This window comes from Oribacterium sp. Sow4_G1_1 (genome assembly GCF_052116105.1).
Classification (GTDB): Bacteria; Bacillota; Clostridia; order Lachnospirales; family Lachnospiraceae; genus Oribacterium.
In genome coordinates, this window is sequence record NZ_JBQKLS010000010.1 from 58,981 (window position 1) to 79,444 (window position 20,464).

At 56.7% G+C, this 20,464-nt stretch carries 18 protein-coding genes; 5 read left to right on the plus strand and 13 right to left on the minus strand.

Annotated elements, in window-relative coordinates:
* Nucleotides 1-38 precede the first annotated feature (38 nt).
* From whiA to murI, 5 genes are all read right to left on the minus strand, one after another.
* On the minus strand, nucleotides 39-638 hold the full coding sequence (whiA, locus tag ACTQ52_RS07745; protein ID WP_441227285.1) for a DNA-binding protein WhiA: 600 nt from the start codon (nucleotides 636-638) through the stop codon (nucleotides 39-41).
* A gap of 204 nt (nucleotides 639-842) precedes the next feature.
* Nucleotides 843-1,706: an RNase adapter RapZ gene (gene rapZ / locus ACTQ52_RS07750; RefSeq protein WP_410043403.1), complete on the minus strand. Its 864-nt coding sequence runs from the start codon at nucleotides 1,704-1,706 to the stop codon at nucleotides 843-845.
* Nucleotides 1,691-2,692 carry a UDP-N-acetylmuramate dehydrogenase gene (gene murB / locus ACTQ52_RS07755; RefSeq protein ID WP_441982259.1) on the minus strand — a complete coding sequence of 334 codons (1,002 nt, stop codon included), beginning with the start codon at nucleotides 2,690-2,692 and terminating at the stop codon, nucleotides 1,691-1,693. Before murB ends, rapZ begins: the two co-directional genes overlap by 16 nt.
* A 3-nt stretch (nucleotides 2,693-2,695) precedes the next feature.
* Nucleotides 2,696-3,631 carry an HPr(Ser) kinase/phosphatase gene (gene hprK / locus ACTQ52_RS07760; RefSeq protein WP_410043401.1) on the minus strand — a complete coding sequence of 312 codons (936 nt, stop codon included), beginning with the start codon at nucleotides 3,629-3,631 and terminating at the stop codon, nucleotides 2,696-2,698.
* Between the two features lie 188 nt (nucleotides 3,632-3,819).
* The gene (gene murI, locus ACTQ52_RS07765) at nucleotides 3,820-4,641 is read right to left on the minus strand and encodes a glutamate racemase (RefSeq protein WP_410043400.1); all 822 of its coding nucleotides are present in this window, start codon (nucleotides 4,639-4,641) and stop codon (nucleotides 3,820-3,822) included.
* 206 nt (nucleotides 4,642-4,847) lie between these two features.
* Between murI and secG the strand changes: the two genes are divergently transcribed.
* The 3 genes from secG (at nucleotide 4,848) to smpB (ending at nucleotide 7,884) form a co-directional block, all read left to right on the plus strand.
* Nucleotides 4,848-5,075, plus strand: a complete 228-nt coding sequence (secG, locus tag ACTQ52_RS07770) for a preprotein translocase subunit SecG (RefSeq protein ID WP_410043399.1) — start codon at nucleotides 4,848-4,850, stop codon at nucleotides 5,073-5,075.
* A 73-nt stretch (nucleotides 5,076-5,148) separates the two neighbouring features.
* The gene (gene rnr, locus ACTQ52_RS07775) at nucleotides 5,149-7,323 is read left to right on the plus strand and encodes a ribonuclease R (RefSeq protein WP_441982260.1); all 2,175 of its coding nucleotides are present in this window, start codon (nucleotides 5,149-5,151) and stop codon (nucleotides 7,321-7,323) included.
* A gap of 78 nt (nucleotides 7,324-7,401) precedes the next feature.
* Nucleotides 7,402-7,884 (plus strand): SsrA-binding protein SmpB, encoded by a 483-nt coding sequence (smpB, locus tag ACTQ52_RS07780; protein ID WP_441982261.1) that lies wholly within the window; start codon nucleotides 7,402-7,404, stop codon nucleotides 7,882-7,884.
* Nucleotides 7,885-7,940: 56 nt separating this feature from the next.
* Here smpB and pheT read toward each other — a convergent pair whose 3' ends face one another.
* Together pheT and pheS are read right to left on the minus strand one after the other, a co-directional pair.
* On the minus strand, nucleotides 7,941-10,379 hold the full coding sequence (gene pheT, locus ACTQ52_RS07785; protein WP_441982262.1) for a phenylalanine--tRNA ligase subunit beta: 2,439 nt from the start codon (nucleotides 10,377-10,379) through the stop codon (nucleotides 7,941-7,943).
* 17 nt (nucleotides 10,380-10,396) lie between these two features.
* The gene (gene pheS / locus ACTQ52_RS07790) at nucleotides 10,397-11,419 is read right to left on the minus strand and encodes a phenylalanine--tRNA ligase subunit alpha (protein ID WP_410043395.1); all 1,023 of its coding nucleotides are present in this window, start codon (nucleotides 11,417-11,419) and stop codon (nucleotides 10,397-10,399) included.
* Between the two features lie 636 nt (nucleotides 11,420-12,055).
* On the opposite strand from pheS, the gene ACTQ52_RS07795 reads away from it, so the two are divergent.
* Together ACTQ52_RS07795 and ACTQ52_RS07800 are read left to right on the plus strand one after the other, a co-directional pair.
* The gene (locus ACTQ52_RS07795; protein WP_441982263.1) at nucleotides 12,056-12,901 is read left to right on the plus strand and encodes a Uma2 family endonuclease; all 846 of its coding nucleotides are present in this window, start codon (nucleotides 12,056-12,058) and stop codon (nucleotides 12,899-12,901) included.
* 130 nt (nucleotides 12,902-13,031) lie between these two features.
* A complete protein-coding gene (locus ACTQ52_RS07800; protein ID WP_441982264.1) occupies nucleotides 13,032-14,432 on the plus strand; it encodes a cysteine desulfurase family protein in 1,401 nt (466 codons plus the stop codon).
* 148 nt (nucleotides 14,433-14,580) lie between these two features.
* Here ACTQ52_RS07800 and moaC read toward each other — a convergent pair whose 3' ends face one another.
* The 6 genes from moaC to moaA form a co-directional block, all read right to left on the minus strand.
* Nucleotides 14,581-15,081: a cyclic pyranopterin monophosphate synthase MoaC gene (gene moaC, locus ACTQ52_RS07805; protein ID WP_441982265.1), complete on the minus strand. Its 501-nt coding sequence runs from the start codon at nucleotides 15,079-15,081 to the stop codon at nucleotides 14,581-14,583.
* Between the two features lie 128 nt (nucleotides 15,082-15,209).
* Complete coding sequence (locus ACTQ52_RS07810) at nucleotides 15,210-16,268, minus strand: sulfate/molybdate ABC transporter ATP-binding protein (protein ID WP_441982266.1); 1,059 nt, start codon at nucleotides 16,266-16,268, stop codon at nucleotides 15,210-15,212.
* 134 nt (nucleotides 16,269-16,402) lie between these two features.
* Nucleotides 16,403-17,107 (minus strand): molybdate ABC transporter permease subunit, encoded by a 705-nt coding sequence (gene modB, locus ACTQ52_RS07815; RefSeq protein ID WP_441982267.1) that lies wholly within the window; start codon nucleotides 17,105-17,107, stop codon nucleotides 16,403-16,405.
* 230 nt (nucleotides 17,108-17,337) lie between these two features.
* On the minus strand, nucleotides 17,338-18,279 hold the full coding sequence (modA, locus tag ACTQ52_RS07820; protein ID WP_441982299.1) for a molybdate ABC transporter substrate-binding protein: 942 nt from the start codon (nucleotides 18,277-18,279) through the stop codon (nucleotides 17,338-17,340).
* A 143-nt stretch (nucleotides 18,280-18,422) separates the two neighbouring features.
* Nucleotides 18,423-19,355, minus strand: a complete 933-nt coding sequence (gene mog / locus ACTQ52_RS07825; protein WP_441982268.1) for a molybdopterin adenylyltransferase — start codon at nucleotides 19,353-19,355, stop codon at nucleotides 18,423-18,425.
* Between the two features lie 123 nt (nucleotides 19,356-19,478).
* A complete protein-coding gene (gene moaA / locus ACTQ52_RS07830; RefSeq protein ID WP_441982269.1) occupies nucleotides 19,479-20,459 on the minus strand; it encodes a GTP 3',8-cyclase MoaA in 981 nt (326 codons plus the stop codon).
* Nucleotides 20,460-20,464: the final 5 nt, after the last annotated feature.

Genomic DNA, 20,464 nt, shown 5'->3' on the forward strand with positions numbered 1-20,464 from the left:
AAGCATCACTTCACCGAACGCTCTTCGCTATCTTTACACTATATACCCGCGGTTTTTCCCCTTAACTCCGACGCGATCCTGGAAAGCTTCCGAAGTCGATGATTGGCACCGCTCTTTCCAATCGGTTCCGAGAGGCAGGCTGCAAGCTCGGTGAGGGTGGCATCCGGATTCTCCAGACGCTTCTCCGCGATCTCACGCAGTCCCAGCTCCAGGTTCTGAAGCCCGATCTCCCGGTCGATCAGTTCGATATCCTCCACCTGGCGAATGCCGGCGGATACCGTCCGCTGCAGGTTGGCTGTTTCACAGTTCACCTGGCGGTTGATCTTCTCACTGACCTCCTTGAGTATTCTGACATTCTCAAGCTCCATGAGGCCATCCACAGCACCCATCAGCTTCAGTACATCCGAAATCTGCGCAGCATCCTTCAGATACACAACCAGATGCCCGCCCCGCTCCATGATACGTGGCTCGAGGCCGAAGCTTCGGAAGACGTCGATGATCCGATCCGCCTCCTCTGCTCCACCGCAGACCAGCTCAAGATGATAATCCTTCGTCGGATCCGTGATCGACCCCGCACTCAGGAAGCGCTCCCGAATGAAGTCCCGCATCTCGAGATCCTTCGAACCATTGCTAACCATATTAATGTCTTTTTCAGAGACTGTAAAGTCTTTTTTGCGTAGCTCCTGTTTCACTCTGGCTGAAAAAGATGTTCTCGTCTTCGCTTCTGCGCCCAACTCTGCCTCCATACACTGTTCGTACTGGTATATTTTACACGTCCTCTCCGAACGGCTTCTGTTCCAGGTCCTGCGCGCACCGGTCTGGACTGTGCTGCTCCGCACCGCTCAGCGTTCGATATCCCGGTGGTCGATGCGCAGTCCGTAATCCGCCGTTTTCTTCAGGCGCTCATAGAGGAGCTCTGCGATGGTGACGGAGCGGTGATGACCGCCCGTACAGCCGACGCCGATCACGAGCTGATTCTTTCCCTCCTCGATATAATGCGGGATCAGAAAGCAGATCATATCATAGAGCTTCTGGAGAAATTCTTCTGCGACGCCGTCCTGACAGACGTAATCGCGCACACTCTGCTCGAGGCCGGTATGGCTCCGAAGCTCCGGATCGTAGTAGGGATTCGGCAGGAAACGTACATCGAACAGCAGATCTGCATCCTCCGGAATCCCATTCTTAAAGCCGAAGCTGAGGATCGTCACCTGCAGATTCTCATATGCCTTCTGACCCTCGAAGATATCCGCGAGCTGTCCGCGCAGCTCCTTCGTGAGCAGATGCGAGGTATCGATGATGTAGTCGGCCTTTTCCTTGAGCCAGCTCATCTCCTTCCGCTCCGCCTCGATGCCGGTTTCGACACGGCCATCCTTACTGAGCGGGTGCGCACGCCGGGTCTCCTTGAAGCGCTTGAGGAGGGTTTCGTCGGAGGCATCGAGAAATACGATTTCGTAGTCGATGCGTCCCCGGATGTCCCAGGTGTCGAGCACCTCCTTCAGCAGCGGCAGATCCCTGCCGGAGCGCACATCGATCCCGAGTGCCGCCTTCGTGATCTGCTCATGACCGTCGACGATCAGCTCCGCGAATTTATCGATCAGCGGAATCGGCAGATTGTCGACACAGTAGTACCCCATATCCTCGAGGGACTTCAGTGCGATCGTCTTGCCGGCGCCACTCATCCCCGTCACGATTAAAAGTTTCCCCATAGCTTCACCTCCGGTGTCAGCTCTACGTGCTGCTCCAGGAGGACCCGCTTCCGAACCTCTCCGATCAGCCAGTAGATGTCTGCTGCCCGCGCGGTTCCGTCGTTGATGACGAAGCCGCAGTGCTTCTCGCTCACCTGCGCACCGCCGTGCCGGAAGCCACGGAGTCCTGTGTCCTCGATCAGCTTGCCGGCGAAGTAACCCTCCGGCCGCTTGAAGGTCGATCCCGCCGAAGCCTTGTCGAGCGGCTGCTTCTCCTTCCGCCGGTTCTGGAAATCGGCCATCTGCGCCTTTATCTCCGCCGGGTCTCCCTTTCGCAGTGCCAATGTCGCCGCCACGACGATATACCCTCTCTCGGGGATCACGCTATGCCGGTAGCCGAGCGCAAGCTCCGCCGGCGTCAGGGTCCGAAGCTCCCCTTCCGGTGTCAGGACGTCCACGGAGTACAGCACATCCTTCATCTCCGTGCCATACGCACCCGCATTCATCGTCACCGCACCGCCGAGGGTGCCCGGGATGCCGCGGAGTGCCTCCATACCGCTGAGCTCCTGCGTCGCTGCAAACTGCGCCGCCTTACTGAGCAGGGTGCCGGCCAGCACACGGAGATAGTAGATTTTCTCTTCGGCTGCTTCGTTCACTGCAGCACTGTTCTCAGATTCCGCAGCGTCCGACGCCACGCGCGCAGCTGTTCCGATCGAGGACGACAACCCGCGAAGCGGTGATGCCGCGTCGGAAGCATTGGCCTCTGGAAGAAGCTCGATGCCCTCCAGCGCACGGCCGATCTCTACGACGACATGATCGACGCCGGCATCGCTTACCAGCAGATTCGTGCCGTTTCCGATGATGTCATACGGGAGCTTCTCTTCGTGGAGGAAGCGAATCAGCTTCTGAAGCTCCTCGATATCCTCCGGAACCACATAGACCTTTGCCGGGCCACCGACCCGGAAGCTCGTATGCTGCTTCAGAGGTTCATTTTTCAGTATTTTCATAAATCAGTTTCCGTTCTTCATGTTTGCGGTGACACGCTCGTAGAGCACCTGCGCCGCGTTGTAGCCCATCTTCTTCGCACGGTTGTTGACCGCAGCACACTCGACGATGATGGCGACATTACGCCCCGGGCGAACCGGAATATCGTAGCAGATCACCTTGTTGCCGAGGAACTCGGTGTAATTATCCTTGAGGCCGAGACGGTCGTAATCCTTATCCTTCGACCAGTCAGCGAGCTTGATGACCATGTTGATGCTCTGGGTATCCTTCACGCACTCGACACCGAACATCTGCTTGACGTCGATGATCCCGATGCCGCGCAGCTCGATGAAGTGACGTGTGATATCCGGCGCACTGCCGACGAGGGTATCATCGGAGACCTTGCGGAGCTCGACGACGTCATCCGCCACGAGACGATGTCCACGCTTTATGAGCTCGAGCGCGGCCTCAGACTTACCGATACCGGAATCGCCCATGATCAGCACGCCCTCACCATATACATCGACAAGCACGCCGTGAACGGAAATCATCGGTGCCATCCGGACCTTCAGCCAGCTGATGATCGTCGCCTCCAGCTCCGTCGTCATACGCGTCGACTGCAGCAGCGGGATCCCCGCATTGCGACACGCATCGATCATGCAGCTGTCCGGCTCGATCCCACGTGCATAGATAATGACCGGAATCGGATACTTCGACAGCGCTGCATACTTCGCACGGCGCTCCGGTGCATCGAAGGTCATCAGGTACGCCGTCTCTACATTACCGATGATCTGCACACGCTCAGAATCAAACTGGTCGAAAAAGCCCGCAAGCTGTAACGCCGGACGGTTCACATCCGGAATCGTGATATATTTATGGTCTGTATCGATATCTGGTGTCAGATTTTTGAGTCCTTCCTTCTCGATCAGCTCTGTAACACTCACCTTATCTACTGTCTGCATCTTCATCTCTCCTTCATGTCTCTTCCTCTGGCCGCTTTCATCCGAACCAGGTTCTGCCTGTCGACATACTAAAGTTAGTATATTTTGTTGAAGGGTAAAAATCAACTGCGAGGGGCACACACAGCACACTATGCTATAACCGAAGCCGGGCCGTGGTGGAACGGAGGGCCGGCTTCGGAATCTACGTTTCAGTTTTCCGGCGCGTATGTAAATGGCAGGTCGAGGAGCTTCTGCTGAAGCGCGACGGCTTCCTGTCCGGGAACGCTGGAGTAGAGAGTGATCGTGCCTGCAGCGGCGGAAGCATTGACGAGATGCGCTTCCTGAAGGCGGCGCTTCGTTTCGCGAGCGGTTCCATAGGCACCGTCATAGAAGGTGAAGTCGTAGCCGAGGGCGTTTCGGATGGCATCCATCGCGAACGGGAAATGGGTGCACCCGAGGACGACGCTGTCGACGAGGAGGCCGTCACCGCCATCTTCTTTTTTACGGAACGGGCGAAGAAGGTCCTGAAGATAGTCGAGGAGCTCGTCTGAGTTTTCCTTTCCGGCTTCCACGAGCGGGACGATGCCTGGCGCGGCGACCGGATGGATCTCGGCAGCATCACGGAAGCGACCGATCAGGTGGTGCAGCCGCTCGCCGTGAATGGTGGATGCGGTCGCAAGCACGAGTACGCGCGGATGTTTCGTTTCGGCGTGATCCACCGCAGACTTCACCGCCGGCTCCATACCGATGATGATGAGTTCCGGATACTTCGCACGGAGCCAGTCAGCCGCGGCAGAGGTCGCTGTGTTGCAGGCGATGACGATGGCCTTGCAGCCATGTGCCAGAAGGAACTGAACATTGGCATCCGACATCTCACGGATACGCGCCTCCGGCTTATCGCCGTAGGGCGCGTGGATGCTGTCCCCAAAGAATATATAATTTTCGTTCGGCATATCGTGGCGGAGGATCCGAAGGACGGAGATCCCACCGACACCAGAATCGAAAACGCCGATCGGAGAGCTTGAATTCATATGATTTACTTCCTGTTATATTGCTGTTATATTGCATTCGTACTAATATTCGTATCTTAGTTCATTTGGTGTGGTTCCGCAACTCACAGGGCTTCGGTCACCGTGAAATGCGGCTGAAATGCGTAGAACTTCCACTTGCACATTCCGGACGAGTGTGTTATAGTTCATAGGTATTTGTAAAACTATGTATGAGGTGGTGAGGATTTATGAAAATCGCACTTGTCATTATATTCTGTATTTTAGGCGTTGCTCTTTCCGCTATCATTCTGATGCAGGAAGGTAAGAGCCAGGGTCTCGGTGCCATCTCCGGTATGGCCGACACCTACTGGGGCAAGAACAAAGGCCGTTCCATCGAGGGCGGACTGGAGAAGTTCACGAAGATCGCAGCTGTGCTCTTCTTCGTCGTAGCGCTTGTTCTCGACGTTATCTGGTAATGACGAATAAGATTTGATACGATGTACCTGCATACGTTTTGTATGCAGGTTTTATTTTTTTATGAGGAAACTTATGCAGGATTATCAAAAGGAAAAACTCGCGAAGCTGATCGTGGATCTCGTGAAGGATCCGATCTATCAGCCGATGAAAGCGAAGGAAATGGCCATGCTGATCGGTATTCCGAAGCCGGAGCGTGCCGCCCTCCAGGAGGTGCTGGACCGTCTCGTATCGGAGGGCCGCATCGGCATCTCCCAGAAGGGAAAGTATGGCCGCACAGAAAATTTCACACATGTCGGCACCTTCCATGCGCATCCACGTGGCTTCGGCTTCGTGTCGATGGAGGGCCACGAAAATGAGCCGGACATCTTTATCCCGGCCGATTATGTCGGTGAGGCGCTCGACGGTGATCGCGTGCGCATCATCATTACACGAAGTGCAGACGCGAACCATCGCTCCGAGGGACACATCACCCAGATCCTCGAGCATGCCAATAAGGAAATCGTCGGCTTTTATCATAAGAATAAATCCGTCGGCTTCGTCGAGCCGGACAACCAGCGGATCCTGAAGGACATCTACATCCCGCAGGGTAAGGACATGCACGCCGTAAACGGACACAAGGTCGTCGTGAAGATCGTGAACTACGGGGATGAGAAACACAGTCCGGAGGGTGTCATCACCGAGATTCTCGGCCATGTCAATGATCCGGGCGTCGACATTCTCTCCATCGTCCGGGCATACGGGCTCCCGGAAGCCTTTCCGAAGGACATCATGCGCGCTGCCCAGGCGATCCCGGAGACCGTACCGGAGGACACCATCGCGCGTCGCCGGCAGCACGACTTCCGTCCGCTTACCACCATCACCATCGACGGTGAGGACGCGAAGGACCTCGACGACGCCGTTTCCCTCGAGTATGACGAGGCGACGAAGCAGTACCGCCTCTATGTCCACATCGCGGATGTCACGGAATATGTGAAGGAGCACTCGCTGATCGATCAGGAAGCCCTGAACCGCGGCACCTCCGTCTACCTCACGGACCGTGTGATCCCGATGCTGCCACGTGTGCTCTGCAACGGCATCTGCTCCCTGAACCCGGAGGAGGATCGCCTGACCCTCTCCTGCGTCATGGACATCGACGCCAGCGGCAGGATTCTGAACCACGAGATCTGTGAGTCCGTCATCCGCTCCGACAAGCGCATGAGCTACAGCGGCGTGCACGCGATCCTCACGAACACGGAGCTCACGAACGGCGAGGACATCGCCTCCTATCTTCCGTATAAGCCGCTGCTCGAGCGCATGTACGAGCTGTCGCAGCTCCTCCGCAAGCGCCGCTATGAGCGTGGTGGCATCGACTTCGACTTCCCGGAGACGAAGATCATCCTCGATGCACAGGGCCACGTCACCGACATTCACCCATACGAGCGAAACGAAGCCCACATGCTGATCGAGGACTTCATGCTCGCGGCCAATGAAACCGTCGCCGAGGACTTCTTTTGGCAGCAGGTTCCGTTCGTCTTCCGCGTACACGAGAAGCCGGATGCCGAGAAGTTCCAGCAGCTCAGCCTCGCCATCGAGAACTTCGGCCACTTCATCCGTATCCGCGATGACGAAAGCATCCGCCCGAAGGAGGTGCAGAAGCTCCTCGATGCCATCGTCGGCACTCCGGAGGAGCCGATCATCAAGACAATGACCCTCCGCTCCCTCAAGCAGGCCCGCTACTCCACCGAGTGCTCCGGACACTTCGGCCTCGCGGCGAAGTACTACTGTCACTTCACCTCCCCGATCCGACGCTATCCGGACCTCCAGATCCACCGCATCATCAAGGAGGACCTCCGCGGTGAGCTCGACAAGCGCCGCCTCGAGCACTATAAGAACCTGCTCCCGGCCGTCGCCGACCGCTCTTCCACCCTCGAGCGCCGCGCTGACGAAGCGGAGCGCGAGACCGACAAGCTGAAGGAATGCGAGTGGATGCGTCACCACATCGATGAGGAGTTCGACGGCGTCATCTCCGGCATCACGAACTACGGCATCTATGTCCAGCTCCCGAACACCGTCGAAGGCATGTGTGCTGTCCGCCTCATGAACTCCGACTACTACATCTTCCGCGAAGACAAGTACGAGCTGGTCGGTGAACGCACCGGCCGTACCTATCGTCTCGGTGCCCACGTCCGTGTACGGGTGCTCAATGCAGACAAACTCACACGTACCATCGACTTCCAGCTCCTGGGCCCGGAAGACAGCGAGGCGTGAGAAACCACAGGTTGATTGAAATTCTGTAAAATTCCTGTCATACTAGGACTGTTCATCAGTAAGCACAGAGGTACTATCATGGCAAATCATGGAAAAGAAGAAGGCACCAAGCTCATCGCAAACAACAAGAAGGCCTACCACGACTACTTCGTGGATGAGACCTTCGAGTGCGGCATCGAGCTCGCGGGCACAGAGGTCAAGTCCCTCCGCCTCGGCCAGTGCTCCATCAAGGAATCCTTCTGCAACATAAAAAACGTAGAGGTTTTCATCTACGGCATGCACGTGAATCCGTACGAGAAGGGCAACATCTTTAACAAGGACCCGCTGCGCGACCGCAAGCTCCTCCTCCATAAGTCCGAGATCAATAAAATCCTCGGCAAGCTGAAGGAGGACGGCTACGCCCTCGTCCCGCTCCGCGTCTACTTCCGCCGCTCCCTCGTGAAGGTCGAAATCGGCCTCTGCCGAGGCAAGAAGCTTTACGACAAGCGCGCGGACCTCGCGAAAAAGCAACAGAAGCGCGAACTCGAGCGCGACTTCAAGGGCGCGAACCTTCGCATCTGATCTTAACAAAAAAAGACTTCGGATTTCTCCGAAGTCTTTTTTTGTGTTCAAATGTTTTACGAACGAAGGCTTACGCCGAGGCGCTCGAGTCCGTTCAGAATCTTCTTTACGACACTTCCGATCTCATCGTCCGTGAGGGTGTGATCCTGTGCACGAAGGGTCACCTTGTAGGCCATCGACTTGAAGCCCGCGAGCACCTGTGCGCCCTCGTATACGTCGAAGAGCTCGACGCGCTCACAGAGCTTACCGGCACGCTGTACGAGGATATCCTCGATCTGACCAGCCGTTACGGCATGCGGCACGAGCATCGAGAAGTCACGGCTTACCGACGGGAACTTCGCCAGCGGAACGTACTTGGTGTCATCATTGACCAGCGGATACACCTCCGGCATATCGACGACCGCGACATACGCCGCCTCGCCGATCGCGTAGTTCTCAAGAACCTCCGGGTGAACCTCACCGAGGTAACCGATCACATGACCATCGTAGATGATATTTGCGCGTCTGCCCGGGTGCAGGAACGGCTTCGCACAGCCGGCTGCATCATAGTGGTAGCGGCCCGTGAGGCCGAGCTGGTTCAGGATCACCTCGACATCACCCTTCATCGTGAAGAAATCGCCCTCGCCGATCTCACCGAGGGTCAGCGTCATACGCTCATCTGGAAGCTCCGTCAGCGGCAGTGCCTTCGGGATGTAGATGGACGCCATCTCATAGAGACGTGCATCACGATTGCGGCGGTTATAGTTCGTGCTGAGGGATGTCAGCATACCGTTCATGCTGGACGTACGCATCACCGAGAAGTCCTCACCGAGCGGGTTCAGAATCTTCACCTGCTGACGCTCCATCGCATCGGCCGGGAACAGGAGCTTATCATATACCTTCGGGGACTCGAAGCTGTACATGAAGGCCTGGGAATAGCCGAGCGCCTGTGCGTAGTGACGTACACGCTCATTGACCGCGAGGTCCGGTGCCAGACCGCCTGCCACATCCCCGCCGGACGGAAGGGTCATGGAGACATTCGCATAACCGTAGAAACGGAGAACCTCCTCCGCGACGTCACACATGCGGTGGATATCCTGACGGAAGGTCGGCGCGGTCACGGTCAGGGTGTCGCCATCCGCACCGATCTCGGTCGAGAGCTCGATCTTCTCGAGGTAAGCCTTCATCTGCTCTGCCGTGAGGTCGAAGCCGATCAGGTGATTGATCTCGGATGCCTTGCAGACCACGACCGACGGCTCCCGCTTCACCGGATAGACGTCGATGATCCCACCGACCACCTCACCGGCGCCGAGCTGCTCGATCAGGGCACATGCACGATTGATGGCAGACTCTGCGAGGTTCGGGTCGAGGCCCTTCTCGAAGTAGCCGGACGCATCCGTACGGTTGCCGACCTTACGAGCACTTAAGCGGATGTTGGTACCGTCGAAGGTCGCAGCCTCAAAGACCATGGTCTTCACATCGTCGGTGATCTTCGAGTTCTCCCCGCCCATGATGCCGGCGAGGCCGATCGCGCCCTCTGCATCGCAGATCGTCAGGATGCTGTGATCGAGGGTTCTCATCTGACCGTCGAGGGTCTCGAACTCGTCACCGTCCTGTGCGCGCTTCACGATGATCTCGTGGCCACGGATCTTATCGTAGTCATAGCTGTGCATCGGCTGACCGTACTCGAGCATCACATAGTTCGTGATGTCGACGATGTTGTTGATCGGACGGATACCGGCACTCGCAAGGCGGATCTGCATCCACTTCGGTGATGGTGCGAGCTGGATGTTCTTCACCATGCGTGCAGTATAGCGCGGACAGAGATCCGTATCCTCGACGGACACCTTGAGGTAATCGTGGATATCCTCAGCATTGCCCGACTTCTCCTCTGCCGGCATATGGAAGCACTTGCCGAAGGTCGCCGCAGCTTCACGTGCGATACCGATCACACTGTAGCAGTCCACACGGTTTGAGGTGATCTCATACTCGTGGATCGCGTCGTTCAGTCCGAGCAGCGTCGGCGCATCCTGGCCGACCGCGGTGCCCTCCGGGAAGATGTAGAGACCAGACTCCGGTGCCTCCGGATAGAACTCACGGCTGGAGCCGAGCTCCTCGATGGAGCACATCATACCGTAGGATTCTACGCCACGCAGCTTACCAGCATGGATCTCGATGCCATCCTCCGGAAGCGCACCGCCGTCATGTCCGCCGGCGACCTTACCACCGTCGAGCACGACCGGCACCACATCGCCGACTTTCATGTTCGACGCACCGGTGACGATCTGGATAAGCTCGGACGCACCGACATCGACCTGGCAGATGACAAGCTTCGTCGCATCTGGATGCGGCTCGATGGACTTGATCTGTCCGGTCACGATCTTATCGAGGTTCTTATTTAAAATGGTGCAGGTCTCGACCTTCGTACCGGTCAGCGTCATGGCATCTGTCCACTCCTTCGGTGTACAGTCGAGATCCGGAACATACTCCTTGATCCAGTTCATGGATGTATTCATGCTATTTCCTCCCCTTCTTAGAACTGATTCAGAAAACGTGTATCATTCTCATAGAGAAGACGCATGTCATCGATTTCATACTTGAGCAGCGCGATACGCTCGAGGCCCACACCGAAGGCGAAGCCCTGGTACTCGTTCGGATCGATACCGCACATCTCGAGTACGTGCGGGTGTACCATACCGCAGCCGAGGATCTCGATCCAGCCCTCACCCTTACAGAAACGGCAGCCCTTGCCACCGCACTTGAAGCAACTCACATCGACCTCTGCCGACGGCTCCGTGAACGGGAAGTGGTGCGGACGAAGCTTGGTCTTCGTCTCCGGTCCGAACAGCTCCTTCGCGAAGGTATCGAGGGTGCCCTTCAGATCTGCGAAGGTCACGTGCTTATCGATGACGAGACCCTCGATCTGATGGAAGGACGGGGAGTGGGTAGCATCCACGGCGTCCGAACGGAATACACGGCCCGGACAGATCATACGGATCGGAAGCTTGCCCTTCTCCATCACACGCGCCTGTACGGACGACGTCTGTGTACGAAGCAGGATATTGTTTCCGATATAGAAGGTATCCTGCTCATCTCTCGCCGGGTGGCCCTTCGGGATGTTCAGCTTCTCGAAGTTGTACTCGTCGTACTCGACCTCCGGACCCTCGACGACCTCATAGCCCATACCGATGAAGATACGCTCGACCTCCTCAAGGGCCTTCGTATTCGGATGCGCGTGACCATACTGCATCTTCTTCGCCGGCAGCGTCACATCGATCGTCTCGGCTGCCATCTTCGCCTCACGTGCCTTCTTCTGAAGCTCCGTCATATGCTCCTGAAGCTCCTCCTCGACCTGCTGGCGAAGTGCATTGACCAGCTGACCGAACTTCGGCTTCTCCTCTGCGCTCAGATCCTTCATGGACTTCAGCAGCGAGGTGATCTCACCCTTCTTACCAAGGAAACGAACACGCACATCATTCAGTGCATTCGTGTCCTGCGCTTCGCGGATACTCTCCTGCGCAAGCTTTTTCAGCTCTTCAAGCTTTGAATTATCCATTCTTCTCTCCTTCATGATAAAAAAATCCCTGCATGTCTTACGACACACAGGGACGAATCATCGCGGTACCACCCTTGTTCCCGCAGCCAATGCTTCCGTCACGACATCGTCACGAAGCTTCACCCACAGGCACTCACTATGCTTAACGCGCATCCACGTTCCGAACTACCAGCACCGCGCCTTTACGCAGGCCTTCCCCCGGACAACTCCAGTGCGAAAATTCGTATCAGAGATTTCTCAGACCGCTCGCAGCGTGTCACGGTCACTCTCTCAGGAGAAACGATTCTGAACTACTGAACACCTTCCATGTATTTATTCACTATAGGCTGTCTGACGCTCCACCACATTATATGGAAGAAAATCAAACTTTCTATAGTTTATTTCCTGACCACAGAAAAGTCAAGGGGGGCTTACAGGGCGTCCCGACTTCTCCTGTCATGCTGTATCATTGCCCCTACCGTTTCTTCTCCGTATCCGCTCACAATCCGTAATTAACTATCCGTATACCGCTCGTATATTATTCTTATAGTACCCATTTTATCCGTTCCATAGTATAATATGAATATCTGAAGCTGAATTATATGTTTATCCAGACTTATGAATACCCGAATATCCGAACGAAGGGAGATCATCACTATGACGCTTGAAGAGATGTGTGCGCGACGACGCGAGCTGGGCTTCAGCTACGAGAAGCTGTCCGAGCTGAGCGGGGTACCGGTCGGAACGATACGAAAGATTTTCGGTGGCTACACGAAGGCTCCACGGCTGGAGACGATCGAGCGACTGACACTGGTGCTCGCCCCGTCCCAGTTCCACCGGACGCACAGGAACACCGTGCACTATACGAATCTCGTTCCGGATCAGGCACTGCGCGAGTACGCCGGCGGGTATGGTGATCAGAGCGCTGCAGAGAAACTGCAGGGAAATTTTACGATTTCAGATCTCGAATCACTGCCGAAGGATAAGCGCTTTGAGCTCATCGATGGGTACATCTATGAGATGTCGCAACCGTCGATTCCGCATGTACTGATCATGCAGGGCATCTACCGTCAGCTCTGGGCCTGCATCGATCGCCATAAAGTGCCTTGTAAGGTCATGGTTTCGGATGTCGGCGTGCGCCTCGACCGCGACGACCAGACGATGGTTTCCCCGGACATCATCCTCTTCTGTGACAGGTCAATGCTGCAGTACCGCTACATCGATGGTGCCCCGGACCTCGTCATGGAAATCCTCTCGCCATCGAACCGGAAGTACGACCAGGAAATCAAGAAACTGAAGTACGAAAGCGCAGGTGTACGCGAGTACTGGCTGATCGACCCGGAACGGCAGAAAATCATCCTCTATTATTTCAAGGATCTCGCAGAGGACGACATCTTCATCTATGGTTTTCACGATCAGATTCCAGTCGGCATCAGCGAAGGAAAGTGTGAAATCGACTTCGATTTGATTTATAATGAGCTGGCAGAAGACGGATTTCTCTAAAGAAAATCAGCATACGCATCGCCCTCCAATTTGCATATGTCATCCGAGGGCATATATCCGAAGCAGATAAAAACCACATCACCCTCCGACATGCATTGTCGCTCGAGGGCTTAGATTAGAAGAGGCCAGAATGAAGGATTATTACATGGATCATGCGGCGACCACGCCGCTTTCGAAAGAAGCACTGGAGGCGATGATGCCCTACCTCACCACGGAGTATGGCAATGCTTCCACCGTCTACACCTATGGCCAGCGCGCGAAGGCGGCGATCGAGCGCAGTCGTCGTACCATCGCGACCACCATCGGCGCGAAACCATCTGAAATTTACTTCACGAGCGGCGGCACCGAGTCGGACAACTGGGCGCTGATCAGCACATGCGAGGCTGGACGTGAACAGCTTTCGAAAACTCTGCAGCCGCAGGCTACTGCAGCCGCAGTCGACCAGAAATACCGGTGCAGCAGTAAAGCATCGATGAAGTGCGGTCATATCATCACCGACCAGATCGAGCATCACGCGATCCTCCATACCTGCGCGTATCTCGAGAAGCGGGGCTTCGATGTGACCTATCTTCCGGTCGACCATGAGGGCCATGTCGATCCGGATGCGGTGATGGCGGCGATCCGTCCGGATACGCTGCTCGTCAGCATCATGGTGGCGAACAACGAAATCGGCACCCTCGAGCCGATCGCAGAGATCGGTGCGCGCCTTCAGAAGCATGCAGCGGAAACCGGCCAGCGCATCCTCTTCCATACGGATGCCGTCCAGGCGTACGCCCATATCCCACTCGATGTCGATGAACTGAAGGTCGACCTCATGTCGGCGAGCAGTCACAAGCTGAACGGCCCGAAGGGCGTCGGCTTCCTCTATGTGCGCCGTGGCGTGAAGCTTCCGAGCTTCCTGCATGGCGGTGAACAGGAGCGGGGGCGTCGCGCCGGCACGGAAAATGTCGCCGGTATCGTCGGCTTCGCACGCGCCGCAGAGCTCGCCTGCGGTGTGAATACACAGGTTCCAGCGCTCACCTGCGGTGTGAAACCTCAGCCGATGAGCTCGAGCGCCAGCCCAGATACCGCCGCCACATCCACCGCAGGCGCACACGCTGCAGCATCGTCCCTCGCCCCCATGGCGCAGCGCATCGCGCAGGAAAGCGTCGTCCGCGATCACCTCATAAAGCGCCTGCTCGACGAGATTCCGTACACCAGCCTGAACGGTGATCCGACGCATCGCCTCCCGAATAACGTAAACGTCTGCTTCAAATATATCGAAGGCGAGACGCTCCTGCTGCTCCTGAACGAGAAGCACATCTATGCGAGTGCCGGCTCCGCCTGCGCCAGCGGCTCCCTCGAGCCGAGTCATGTACTGACCGCCATCGGCATCCCCCACGAGGACGCCTACGGAAGCCTTCGCCTCACGATCGGACCGGAGACGACGATCGCAGATGTCGACGAAGTCGTGGACCTCATGAAGCCGATCATCGCCTGTCTCAGGGAGCAGTCGCCCCTCTACCAGGCGATTTCAGCACATCCATCATGATGAGCACCGTTTCATCATATTGATCTCTCATCCGTAAATGAAGATCTGCTGCAGCTCTTCTCATCCATCCCTTCTTCAGCGGGATGAAAAGGAGCTTCGTACCGCAACCATCACGATACGAAACTCCTTTCATGATCCACATCCTGTTTCATCTTTCATCAAAGTAGAAATCCCCGCTCTTCCCGCCGTTCTTTTCGACGAGGTGGATGTCCCGGAGGATCATCCGCTTATCGATGGCCTTACACATGTCATAAATGGTAAGCAGGGCGACATTGACGCCGGTCAGGGCTTCCATCTCGACGCCGGTTTTTCCTTCGGTCTTCACCTGACAGAAGGCCGTGATGGAGGTCGTTTCCGGATGGAGCTCGAACCAGACCTTCGCATTCGTCAGGTTCAGGATGTGGCACATCGGGATCAGCTCCGATGTGCGCTTCGCGCCCATGATACCGGCGACCTGGGCTACCGTCAGAACATCACCCTTCTTGATCTTTTTTCCGAGAATCGCCGCGAAGACCTCCTCCGTCACCTTGATTTCCCCCGTCGCGATCGCCATCCGGCTTGTAATGTCCTTCCCGGATACGTCCACCATGTAGGCATTGCCCTGCGCATCGAAGTGTGTGAATTCCTTCATCTCTTCCATTTTTTCCATACTCCTGTCCTCTTCTTTCATTTATTCCACGACGCTGTGCTTCATGTAGCCGCTTCTCATCGTGGCCCTCGCATCTGTCTGCGCGCTCTGTCGTCAGACTCATCCATACTTCGCAACTTCAACACGATCTACTTCAGGAACAGCATATCCCGTTCATGTAGTTTCAGATAGTCCGGCAGCCCCTTCTCCTCGATGGTCAGCCAGCAGGCGCGCTGCACGAGCCAGGTCAGGATATCGTCCCGGTGAAATTCCTCTGTTTCCGGCTTCACATAGAAGTTCCGTTCAAACTGCAGTTCCGCCTTCGAAGAAAGGCGAAAAGCGATGCAGTTCTCCTCACGTTCTCCCCAGATCGGTTCAAACTGATGCGCACGGTAGCCGATGTAATGAATCTCATCCGAAAGCTCACGCGCCACATGCAGGGTGATGCCCCAGCTCGTCGCTTCCAGCGTGTGCGCATCGAGGATTTTTACATCCGAGAAATTCTTGCAGCCGGTCAGCATCGCCGCCGTCTTCGTCACCGGATGATCGAAGATCTCCTTCGTATCACCATGATTCGTGATCTCACCACGGTCGATGATCAGCAGACGCTGGCTGAAACGGTAGATTTCATCCCGACTGTGCGACACCATGATGACCGTGCCATCGTAGTCCTCGAGCATCTCGATGAGCTCCTCCTGCATATGGTCCTTGAGATAGCCATCGAGCGCGGAAAACGGCTCATCCAGCAGGATCACCTCCGGCTGGTACGCCATGATACGCGCGAGCGCCACCCGCTGCTGCTGTCCGCCGGAGAGCTGCGTCGGAAGCCGCTTCTCGAGCCCCTCGAGCTGAAACTTCCGGATCATCTCCTTCGTACGTGCCGCATTCGCGCCACGGCTGCCCCTGAGCCCCGCCGACACATTCTGCTCGACGGTCATGGTCGGGAAGAGCGCATAGTTCTGAAACAGATAGCCTACCCGCCGCTCCTGCGGCTTCAGATCGACCTTCTGCGCGCTGTCGAAGAGCGTCCGCTCATTCAGCCGAATCTGCCCCTCCTCCGGGTGGACGATACCCGCGATGGCCTTCAGCGTCATGCTCTTGCCGGAGCCGGAGGCCCCCAGGATCCCGATGCGCTTCGAATCTTCTTCGAAGCCAATGTTTAAGCCGAAGCTGCCGAGTTCTTTTCGGATGTGTACAGAAATTCCCATACTGCGTGATTTTCACTCCCGTTTCTACTGTTTTCACGATGACATCATATGACTGCCTCTGCTTCATCTCGTGAGATGAAGCTTATACCGACCGACAGAAGCATACCGACGTAAACAGCGTTATCGTATCGGTCTCACCAGCGATGTACGTTTTTGATCGTCTTCCCCGAAATCAGATTCATCAGAAAGATCGAGAGAAAGGCGATCAGTAGTACGATCGTAACCCAGATGCCCGCCGTGCCATAGTCCTGGTCCTGGATGACCATCGCGATGCGCTGCGAGATCGTCGCCGTTTTTCCAGGGATATTGCCCGCCAGCATCGAGGTCGCACCGTACTCACCGAGTGCCCGCGCGAAGGTCAGGATCGTTCCGCTCGCGATGCCCGGACCGGCCGTCGGCATCACGATCTTCCAGAAAATGGAGAACTCCGACATACCGAGCGTCCGTCCGGCATAGACGAGATTTTCATCGATCAGCTCGAAGGCCGCACGCGCATTCCGATACATCAGCGGGAAGGCGATGACCGTCGCCGCGATAATGCAGCCGAGCCAGCTCTGCACAACCTTGATCTGGAAGTGGTCCCAGAGAAAGATGCCGAGCGGACGCCGCTTCGAGAACAGCAGCAGGAGGAAGAAACCGGCCACCGTCGGTGGAAGTACCATCGGCAGCGTCAGGATGCCATCGACCACTGCCTTGATCGACGGGCGCAGCTGCATGATCTTCCGTGCCGCCCAGATCCCGAGGAAAAAGCAGAGAACCGTCGCCACGATCCCTGTCTTCAGTGAAATCCAGAGCGGACTCCAGTCCAGGCCCCGCATTAACGCCATAAAACCATCCATTTCCTACCTCCTGTTCATATCCACGCACGATCGATTTTCACATGCTGCATGCCACTAACCCCATCCATCATATGAAATCCGATCCCCGGACAGGCGAGCCCTCACCTGCCCGAGTACGTTTCGAAACGAAGATGGACAATTACAGGGCGACCGGGGCGCCCTCACCTGCCCGAGTACGTTTCTTCGGCGCTACGCTACATGATCCCACGATCTTCGCAGGTCTCGGCGCATCACTCTACCTCTGTATCGAAGTAATAGTTCTGGAATACGGTCTTCGCATCATCAGAGGTCACGAAGCGGATGAAATCCAGTGCGGCTGCCTTCTCGGCGTCATCAGCCTCCTCGTTCTGCACCTGTGCGATCGGGTAGATGACATTGCCCGTCAGATCGTACGGGATCTTCTCGAGGATGACCACCTGATCCTCATAGCCATAGGTGTCGGAGTAGTAGGTCGTACCTACCTCGCAGGAGCCTTCGGTCACCGCCGCCAGCACCTTCGACACGTTCGACTGCTCGGAGATCTCGACACCGCCGAGCGCCTGGGAAACCTCTTCGGTCGTGATCTTCGACACATCCTCCGTCTTCGGAAGCATGCCGGCATTAACCATGGCCTGACGTGCATACTTTCCGACCGGAACCGAACCATCCGCAAGCGCGATGGACGCTGCCTCGCCGATGTTCTGAAGGCCCGTCACCTTCGTGCCGGAATCCTTCGTCGTGATGACGCAGACCTGGTTGTTCACGACGTTCTTCCGTGTGCCCTCGACCACGAGCTTGTCCTCCTCATCGAGTGTATTCATCTGCTTCTGGGCAGCAGAGAAGAAAACATCGCAGGAGTAACCTTCCTCGATCTGGGTGAGCAGCTTTCCGGAGGAATCCGCGTTAAAGGTGATGGTCACTTCCGGATGCTGCTCGTTGTACATTTTCGCGAGGTCCTGCATCACCGTGTTCAGCGACGCCGCGATAAAGACCTGGATCTCCGTCTTCTCATCGCCTGCCTCTGCCTCTGTTGCTGCTTCCGTCGCCGCTTCCGTTGCTGCCGCGGTGGTCTCCGCTGCCGTGGTCTCGGCCTTCGTCGCTGCTGTCGTCTCCACCGATTTCGAGGGACTACATCCGCTCACGCCCATCAGCATCGCTGCTGCGATGACCCCCGCCGTTACTTTACGACACATTCTTCTCATCGTCTTACTCTCCTTATCTTACGGTGTGCAGTCACGCCGCGCCTCGGTTCCTGCGCGTCCAGCCTTGCACGCGCTCTTACATCAGGCCAATGCCTACATGCGGCACCCGCCCTTTGCTTTCCTTCGTTTCCAGACTAATCCGTCGCTGTCCCGCGCAGGATGCCGAGCCCATGCGCCAGTGGCTTCAGCAGAAATTCGAGGTTCTCCCGGCAGGCCTTCGGGCTGCCCGGCAGATTGATGATGAGGCTCTGCTTCCGGATGCCCGCTGTCTGTCGGCTGAGAATCGCATTCGGCGTATACTTCAGACTGTCGGCCCGAAGCGCCTCCCCGATGCCCGGAACCTCGCGATCACATACCGCCTTCGTAGCCTCCGGTGTCAGATCCCGCAGACTGAAGCCGGTACCACCGGTCGTGAAGATGACACTGATCTGTCGCTGATCCGCGAGACGCGTGAGCTCCAGCTCGAGTCGCGGGCGTCCGTCCGGAAGCACCAGCTGCTCCATGACCTGGTAGCCCGCCGCCTCCAGCATGTCCCGGATTAGGGGGCCGGATTTATCCTCATATTCGCCCCTCGACGCACGATCCGACAAGGTAATCACCGCTGCCGTAAACGGACGCTCCGGATCCGCCTCGATCAACGTGATCTCGTCACCCGGCCTCACGACACCGCCCTTGAGAACGATGGTAAAGACACCTTCCCGCGGCATGATACAGTCGCCGACGACCTTATAGATCTCACAGTGACTGTGGCAGGCCTTGCCGATCTGGCTGAGCTCCAGCAGACAGTCTCCGATCCGGAAGCGCGTGCCTACCGGCAGCGTCCGAAGATCGAAGCCCTCACACACGATGTTTTCTCCGAATGCACCGAACGCCACATCCGCGCCCCGCTTCCGGAACTCCTCGATCTTCTCATACGCCAGCAGACTCACCTGCCGGTGCCAGTGTCCGGCATGCGCATCCCCCTCGATGCCCCAGTCCGGCTTCAGCGTGATCGCATCCACCGGCTGCTTCTGTGTTCCCTTCTGTGCACTGGTACAGACCGCCAGCACCTTTCCCTTCCTATTCAATTTGACGCCTCCTCTATTTATATGTTTCATGCGAAAATGATCGCACCCGTTGTTTTCACAGCTTATTCATGCATGCATGAACTCATCCGGAAACATATCTGCGTATCTCCGGTAGCACACATTTCAACCACCGATTTCCACCATCTCCCGAAGCTCCGTCACCTGTGCGCGTGCCTCGAAGCAGTGCGCCTCCGGCTTCTGCCGGATGGCTTCCTGAATCGCCTGCTGAAGCTGTGCCTGTCGTTCTTCTCCATCCGCCAGAGCGAAAATCGACTTGATATCGATCGTATCGCCATAGCAGAGGCACGGCTTCAGCTTTCCGGTCGAGGTCAAACGGATACGGTTGCACTGTGCACAGAACTTTCGATGCATCGCGCTGATGAAGCCGATGGATCCCTGAAAGCCCGGAAGCCGCAGATAGCTCGCCGGTCCGTTTCCATGAATACGCACGTCTTCGACCGTCCCCGGATACCTCGCCATCAGCGCCGCGCGCAGGTCCTCGTTATAGATGACCTCGAAGTCCTTTCCGTAGCCGATCGGCATCATCTCGATGAAGCGCACATCGATCGGCTGCGCGTGCGCGAGCTCGACGAGGTCCGCCCACTCCGAGGCATTGCTGTCCCGCTGCAGCACGACGTTCAGCTTCACGGGTATGCCGAGGGCCAATGCCTCCTGAATCCCCTTCCTCACGCGCCCGAGCGCATCGAATCCGGTGATGTCCTTAAAGCGCGCCGGCTTCAGTGTATCGAGACTCACATTGACGGCATCCAGACCGGCGGCGCTCAGCTTCGGCAGATTCTCCGAGAGCAGCACACCGTTCGTCGTCATCGTCACCTGTTCGACTCCCGGAATCCGCTTCAGCATACCGACGAAGTCCGCACAGCCGCGTCGCGCGAGCGGTTCGCCACCCGTCACCTTGAAGCGGTTGATACCGCAGCGAACCGCCGCCTCCGCGATCTCCACCAGTTCCTCATAACGAAGGATATCCTTCATCGCCACCTTATCGCCCACACCGTTCGGCATGCAGTACCGACAGCGCAGATTGCAGCGATCCGTGATCGACATCCGCATGTAGTTGATTCTTCTATCAAATGTATCTTTCATTTCTC

Excerpts from the sequence above, each read along its gene's own strand:
- rapZ (WP_410043403.1), bottom strand. The coding sequence starts at position 1,706 with ATGGGGAAACTTTTAATCGTGACGGGGATGAGTGGCGCCGGCAAGACG.
- secG (WP_410043399.1), top strand. The coding sequence starts at position 4,848 with ATGAAAATCGCACTTGTCATTATATTCTGTATTTTAGGCGTTGCTCTT.
- rnr (WP_441982260.1), top strand. The coding sequence starts at position 5,149 with ATGCAGGATTATCAAAAGGAAAAACTCGCGAAGCTGATCGTGGATCTC.
- ACTQ52_RS07800 (WP_441982264.1), top strand. The coding sequence starts at position 13,032 with ATGAAGGATTATTACATGGATCATGCGGCGACCACGCCGCTTTCGAAA.
- smpB (WP_441982261.1), top strand. The coding sequence starts at position 7,402 with ATGGCAAATCATGGAAAAGAAGAAGGCACCAAGCTCATCGCAAACAAC.
- hprK (WP_410043401.1), bottom strand. The coding sequence starts at position 3,631 with ATGCAGACAGTAGATAAGGTGAGTGTTACAGAGCTGATCGAGAAGGAA.
- modB (WP_441982267.1), bottom strand. The coding sequence starts at position 17,107 with ATGGATGGTTTTATGGCGTTAATGCGGGGCCTGGACTGGAGTCCGCTC.
- murI (WP_410043400.1), bottom strand. The coding sequence starts at position 4,641 with ATGAATTCAAGCTCTCCGATCGGCGTTTTCGATTCTGGTGTCGGTGGG.
- moaC (WP_441982265.1), bottom strand. The coding sequence starts at position 15,081 with ATGGAAAAAATGGAAGAGATGAAGGAATTCACACACTTCGATGCGCAG.
- murB (WP_441982259.1), bottom strand. The coding sequence starts at position 2,692 with ATGAAAATACTGAAAAATGAACCTCTGAAGCAGCATACGAGCTTCCGG.
- pheT (WP_441982262.1), bottom strand. The coding sequence starts at position 10,379 with ATGAATACATCCATGAACTGGATCAAGGAGTATGTTCCGGATCTCGAC.
- whiA (WP_441227285.1), bottom strand. The coding sequence starts at position 638 with ATGGTTAGCAATGGTTCGAAGGATCTCGAGATGCGGGACTTCATTCGG.
- ACTQ52_RS07810 (WP_441982266.1), bottom strand. The coding sequence starts at position 16,268 with ATGGGAATTTCTGTACACATCCGAAAAGAACTCGGCAGCTTCGGCTTA.
- pheS (WP_410043395.1), bottom strand. The coding sequence starts at position 11,419 with ATGGATAATTCAAAGCTTGAAGAGCTGAAAAAGCTTGCGCAGGAGAGT.
- modA (WP_441982299.1), bottom strand. The coding sequence starts at position 18,279 with ATGTGTCGTAAAGTAACGGCGGGGGTCATCGCAGCAGCGATGCTGATG.
- ACTQ52_RS07795 (WP_441982263.1), top strand. The coding sequence starts at position 12,056 with ATGACGCTTGAAGAGATGTGTGCGCGACGACGCGAGCTGGGCTTCAGC.
- moaA (WP_441982269.1), bottom strand. The coding sequence starts at position 20,459 with ATGAAAGATACATTTGATAGAAGAATCAACTACATGCGGATGTCGATC.